This window comes from Bacteroidota bacterium (assembly GCA_037133915.1).
GTDB lineage: Bacteria > Bacteroidota > Bacteroidia > Bacteroidales > CAIWKO01 > JBAXND01.
This window is the reverse complement of the sequence record JBAXND010000102.1, coordinates 1-4,673: the sequence shown is the minus strand read 5'-3', so window position 1 is coordinate 4,673 and position 4,673 is coordinate 1. Positions and strand designations below refer to the sequence as shown.

Annotated in this window: 5 protein-coding genes; all 5 read left to right on the top strand. The window is 37.1% G+C overall.

Annotated elements, in window-relative coordinates; genetic code table 11:
• Positions 1 to 155: 155 nt before the first annotated feature.
• The 5 genes from WCM76_16705 to WCM76_16685 all read left to right on the top strand — a co-directional run bounded on the left by WCM76_16705 (position 156) and on the right by WCM76_16685 (position 4,372).
• Positions 156 to 974, top strand: a complete 819-nt coding sequence (locus WCM76_16705; protein MEI6767273.1) for an ATP-binding protein — start codon at positions 156 to 158, stop codon at positions 972 to 974.
• A gap of 7 nt (positions 975 to 981) precedes the next feature.
• Complete coding sequence (locus WCM76_16700; GenBank protein ID MEI6767272.1) at positions 982 to 1,665, top strand: hypothetical protein; 684 nt, start codon at positions 982 to 984, stop codon at positions 1,663 to 1,665.
• A gap of 31 nt (positions 1,666 to 1,696) precedes the next feature.
• Complete coding sequence (locus WCM76_16695) at positions 1,697 to 2,380, top strand: hypothetical protein (protein MEI6767271.1); 684 nt, start codon at positions 1,697 to 1,699, stop codon at positions 2,378 to 2,380.
• A 226-nt stretch (positions 2,381 to 2,606) separates the two neighbouring features.
• The gene (locus WCM76_16690; GenBank protein MEI6767270.1) at positions 2,607 to 3,245 is read left to right on the top strand and encodes a hypothetical protein; all 639 of its coding nucleotides are present in this window, start codon (positions 2,607 to 2,609) and stop codon (positions 3,243 to 3,245) included.
• A gap of 56 nt (positions 3,246 to 3,301) precedes the next feature.
• Positions 3,302 to 4,372 (top strand): CDC27 family protein, encoded by a 1,071-nt coding sequence (locus WCM76_16685; protein ID MEI6767269.1) that lies wholly within the window; start codon positions 3,302 to 3,304, stop codon positions 4,370 to 4,372.
• The last annotated feature ends 301 nt before the right edge of the window (positions 4,373 to 4,673 follow it).

The following is a 4,673-nucleotide window of genomic DNA, read 5'->3' as shown; positions in this document are numbered from 1 at the left end:
AAAGGGGGTCAGCTTAACGCGGAACTAGGGGACCAGTTTGCGCGTATTCTCCACACGTATTCAACGATGCTGTTAATTATGCACTTTCTCTTATAGTCAGAGAGCGAAATAATGACAAAGCTTTACTGACCTCTTTATACAAAAAGCACAAAGCCGTGGAGCCGGTATTATCTGACCTGAATGAAGTGATAGAACTTGTTGAGCAAAAAGTAAATAATATTGAAGGAGTTAAAGATCAAATTTTAAAATACTTATACCGAATTAATAAGCAATATAAAGAAGTTAAAGAGGTGCTTATAAAAAGCGCAAATGTTGGTTTAAATTTAGGGATTGTAATTCACGAATTGGATAAACTTATTGCGGAATTATCTGGCTCAATTGAGCGTAATGAAAAGGACAAGGCAATACGAATTTCACTATCCTTGGAGAAAATTATAAGAGGATATTCTGCGATGCTGAAAAAGTCGGATATAAAATTACATCCTTTAAGCGAAATTGTTTCGATTGCTTTGGATAACTATGAATTTAGATTTTTAGACCATTCAATTAGTATTATTTCTAATTGGCAAGATTCCAAATTAGAAGCTTATTTAGCAAAAGCAGAAGCAATATCAGTTGTTACGAATTTGTTGGACAATGCAATATTTTGGTTAAGCTATGCTCGAAAATCTAATAGATATATTTCGGTGTATATTACTGATGAAATTAACGGCTATCATTCTATTATTGTTTCCGACAACGGACCAGGATTTAATATACCCCTAGATGTGGCAGTAGAACCTTTCCAAACAGGCAAGCCTCACAATATTGGATCGGGGCTGGGTCTGCACGTTGCAAAAGAAATGATGGCCGCAATGAAAGGCAAACTTATATTAATTTCTGATGACAATGAAATTGATTTTCCAAACCCTTTACGAGAAAATAAAGTCAATAAAGCGATTGTTGCACTCTGTTTTCCAAAAGAAAAAAAATAAGCTGAATATGATCCGAGAATTTATTACTAGTGCGTTAATCATTGACGACTCAAAAGCGGAAATTGAGAAACTTCAAGAGTTTCTTGAAGAAAAAGATATATGGGTGAAACATTACACTCCTGCTGAAATTGAAGCACTGCAAAGCGAAAGAATACCGTTCAATAATAGGAAATTGATTTTCCTTGATTTATACCTTGATGATAAGGAGAATTTGAAGAACAATATTGGGAAAATCCGAAAATATTTTACTAGCATAATTGGTAATGATTTTGGGACCTACGGAATTGTATTATGGTCAAAACATACCGATGATTTCAATTCTTTTGTGGAAAGAATTTACAAAACTGGGGACCAATATACTCCACCATTGTTTGTTGTTCCATTAGATAAGAATGAGTATATAAATAAAAACAATTTTAGTGGAGTCCTTGAAAAATTAGAAGAAAAGCTTAATAGTGATGTTGCGTCTTCGTTTTTTGTCGAGTGGAATAAATCTGTAAAAAAGGGTTCTGATACAACTATCTCTACATTATACGGCTTTTTTGAAACTAGCGAGAAGAGGAAAAAGTATCTTGAGGCCGTTTTGTTCAGGTTATCCTGTAATTACAATGGGATTCCAGTAAATATTAAGCTAAAAGATGGTTCAGAAGTAGAAAAGACTAAGGTCAAAGCAACATTGGAACAATGTTAATCCATTTCTGCAAAAAGACTTGGTTAAATCATTGATGGATGCTTTGCAAGTTGAAATATCAAATTCTCATCAAGACATTTTGGGATTATTTCTGAATCCCGATAATTTAAAAATTGAGGCAGGAGAAGATAGCATAAATATTTTTTCAAAATTAAATTCACTTTTATTGTTGGATTTTCAAAACTTGTTGCAAGCTGTAGTACTCCCTGGAAATATTTATGAGGTTGTTGAAAATAGAAACCCGATATATTTTAATCATTTTTACAGCAAAGAGAATGAAATAAAAATAAGTGAGCACAAAGATTTCATGGACAAGAGGATAGATAACGCGGGCAAAGAAGTTGAAAACCCGAAAAGCATCAAACGAATAGCTATTGAAATAACACCTCCTTGCGATTTTGCCGGCAAAAAGAAGCAACTTCAATCTAGAATTATTGGTGGAATAATGTTGGATTTTGATGAAAAGCTGATAGATAAATATTTCAAAGGAGACGGGTTTTACTCTTTCCTGCATCCGATTCATATTGAAAACATTGAAAAACCGCAAATGATAATTTTTAATTTTTACAAATTCCAAACTGTAAATGAAGATGATTTGAAAAATTCTTTAGAGTATAAAATTATTGCAAAAGCCAAAGACAAATTATTTGCCGATGTTCTTCAGAAATTATCATCTCACACTGCAAGGCTTGGAATAGCAATACTTTATCCTTAAATTCAAGAATGCCAATACACAAATAATTATGAGTCAAATTGGAAAAGAGTATTATTAATATAAAACAGAGTAACCTATAAATTCCAAATCCCCCTCTAATTTCCTAAACTCCCCATCAACCCCCAATCCTATGAAAAATAAACTCCTCTTATGTTTTGTAGTATTATCAATACTGTTTGCGTCGGCAGGCTATGCTTAGGAGGCAGGCATTTAAAACAAAGGTACAATGCACGATCCCGGCAATATGAATCTCGACAGAATAACACCCTTGCCAAAAACCGGAAATGAGAAATTGATATTTGATGGGAAAGAACTGGATTATTCCATTCTGGACTTTTGGCGCTGGAGTACATCAGACATCCTGTCAAATACCATTCGTGGCGGCTTCGCAGAGTTTATTGTTGCAACAGCATTGGGCTTGGATTTGAATATTCTCAGAGATGAATGGAGCGCTTATGATCTGAAAACTCCGGAAGGAATAAAAATTGAAGTAAAATCTTCAGGGTTTATTCAGTCATGGTTTCAGCGTTCTCTTTCAACAATATCATTCAGCACAAAACCTGCGTTGTATTGGGATAGCTTTACAAACAAGCAATCTGACACCAAGAAACGACACGCCGACGTGTATGTGTTTTGTCTGCTTCATCACACCGATAAAACTTCTATAGAGCCTTTGAATATTAATCAGTGGGAATTTTATGTTTTATCCACACAACGGCTTAATGAATACAAACGAAGTCAGCACTCAATAACCTTAAAATCATTAAAAGCTTTGACAACTATAGTTCCTTATGACAAATTAAAGGAAACTATTATTGAGCGAAACAATGAGAACAAACAAGATGATAGCACAGTCAAGGAATAAATCTCGTTGGCCAGAATTACCTTACCAATAAGGAAAAACCATCAACCCCCAATCCTATGAAAAATAAACTCCTCTTCGGTTTCCTGGTATTATCAATGTTGTTTGCGTCGGCAGGCTATGCGCAGAAAGCAGACGAGCTGTATAAACAGGCCATTGCCATTATGGATTCGGCAAACGATTTCAAAGGTGCCATTGTGCTGTTGGATAAAGCCATCAAGCTGGAGCCTAAAAATTCGGATTATCAGTACGAAAAGGCATACGCCTACTACCATCTGGAAGAATACAAAACGGCCGCAAAGCTGCTGGAGAAAATTATGGATGCTCCCGCCTCCGGCCCCGTGTATTACCAACTCCTTGCCAATGCCTACAATAAACTGGAGGAAGTGGATAAGTCGGACAAGACCTACGAAAAAGGCCTGGAGAAATATCCGTATGCCGGTCTGCTGTATTCCGGTCAGGGCATCAATAAGTACAACCGCAAAGAATATGATGCCGCCGTAACATGGTTCGAGAAAGGCATAGAGAACGCGCCCGCGTTTCCGTCCAACTACTTCTACGCCGCCTCACTGTATGCGGGCTCCTCCGAAACCGTTTGGGCTGTTATGTACGGCGAACTCTTCTGTAACATTGAACGTACGTCCGGCAGAACAGAGAAGATGAGCAAGCTGCTCTACGACACCTATAGCAAAAGCATCACGTTTAAAGATTCGTCCATCGCCGTCAGCTTTACACAAAACGCTACCATCAGCATAAACGATCTGAACGACTTTAAACTGCCCTTCGCCAACAGCGTCTTTGAAATGAATTATCTGCTGAGTCTGGTAGGAGAGAAAGAAATCAATCTGGCAACGCTCAACAGAATCAGAACAAAATTCATTGAGATGTACTTTTCAAAAGATCAGTCGAAGAACTACCCCAACGTGCTCTTCGATTTCCATAAGCAGCTGATAAGCAAAAACTATTTCGACTGTTATAACTACTGGCTCTTCTATTATGGCAACGAGAGCGAAGCCGATGCCTGGATTACAAACAACAAAGACCGCTTCGAACAGTTCCTGAAATGGTTTTCCGATAATCCACTGGACCTCTCGAAAGACAAACAGTTTTACAGGTTTCAGTATAAATAACTAATAAGTAATAGGGAATAAGTAACAGGGAATAGGTGAAAGGTAAAGGCTAAAAGGTAAAAGGAAAAATGTAAACTTATTTCAGGACAAAGCCCCCATCCCCGGCCCTTCCCCCTTCAATGGGGAAGGGAGTCAACCCTTCAGCCTTCAGCCTTTACGTTGACCGCTTCCAAAGGAATCAAAGATGAGCAAAGGTGAAAGGTAAAGGCAAAAAGGTAAAAGGAAAAATGTAAACTTATTTCAGGATGACTTGTCCTGAAATAGGTTGACAAAAAAAGCAACAAAATGTCAACTTAAAACA